General features: G+C 67.0%; 1 protein-coding gene. It reads right to left on the minus strand.

Annotation, left to right across the window (positions count from 1 at the left end; all coding sequences use genetic code 11):
• Positions 1–27: 27 nt before the first annotated feature.
• The gene (locus ACFHWY_RS28535; RefSeq protein WP_416583334.1) at positions 28–1,194 is read right to left on the minus strand and encodes an ISAs1 family transposase; all 1,167 of its coding nucleotides are present in this window, start codon (positions 1,192–1,194) and stop codon (positions 28–30) included.
• Positions 1,195–1,323: the final 129 nt, after the last annotated feature.

Here is a 1,323-nt window from a genome sequence, read left to right on the forward strand (position 1 = left end):
CAGAGCCAAAGCAAAGTCGGTTAGTCACTAATTGACTGCTTTGAGTAGTGCTGGGATGAGCATTTTGTCAGCGTGGTGTCGTTCCATGATCTGTTTGATGCGGGTGTGACCGGCGAGGCGGATCAGGGCGAGGGCGAGATTGCGTAGGGCCGCCATGGTGTGGGCGGTGTTGCCGAGGTAGGCGTGGTGGGCGTCTTCGCCGAGCAGGACGTCACGGACCCAGTGGATTCTGTTCTCGATTCCCCAGTGTCCGCGTACGTGGGCGGCGATCTCGGTCGCGGTGCAGGTCAGGCTGGTGACGCCGTGCGTGATGTGTTTGCTGACTCGTTGGCCGTCGGGGTCGTAGGTGTCGCGGCGGATGCGGAAGACCTGGGCGGCGCCGGGGTAGTCGACGCCGTCGGCGGGGGCGGCCCAGATCGTGCGGGTGATCCGGTGGCCGTTGCGGTGTTCGGTGTGGGTGGCGGCGGCGAGGGTGGGGACGGCTGAGGGGAGCCGGTCGGTGATCGCGGTGAGGAGGCCGGGCCGGTTGCCTTTGACGGTGAAGACGTAGCCGGCGTCGCGTTTGAGCAGGTAGGCGGCGGTGTCGCGGCTGGGGTGGGCGGCGTCGGCGGTGATTGTCATGCCGGTGATGTCGATCGGGTCGAGCAGGGTGGCGATCTGGGTGACTTCGGTGGTGTCGGCCGGGACCTGGACTTGCGCGACGACCACCGCGTTGTCGTGGCGCATGGCGGAGAACAGTTGCACGTCCAGGCCGGTGCCGGGATGGGTGTTGCGCACGGTTTTGCCGTCCAGGGCCAGTCCGGTGCCGGGGTGGGCGTCGAGCAGGGTGTTCAGCCATGTGCAGATCAGGCGGTCCATGACCGTGGCGTCGATGGACGCGGTCAGCCTGCGAAGGGTGTCACGTCCGGGCGGGATCCGGATGCCCAGGACCGGGTGCCGGCGGGCGCCCGCGGCCGCGAGGAGGGGTTGCGGGAGTTCGGCGACCCTGTCGGCGGCCTGCCGGAAGTCACGTGCCCCGCACAACAGTGCCATGGTCAGCGCGGTCAGCACCGCAGCGAGGGGGTGCCGGACGCCTTTCGATTTACGCGGATCGCTGACCTGGCCGAACACCTCGGCCAGTGCGGTGACCCGCCCGAGGTCGACCTTCCCGGACCGGTTCGTGACGACGTCGGTGACCGCATGCGAGACTGACATGAGCGGCCTTTCTGGTGGACGACGGTTGGCGTAGAGAACCACCATCGTCCACTGAGGAAGGCCGCGTCCGTTCACCGGGGTGGCCGTCACCAGGGAAAACGAAGATCAACTAACTTTGCTTTGGCTCTG

It is taken from the genome of Micromonospora sp. LOL_024 (assembly GCF_048060415.1).
In the GTDB taxonomy this organism is placed as follows: Bacteria; Actinomycetota; Actinomycetes; order Mycobacteriales; family Micromonosporaceae; genus Micromonospora.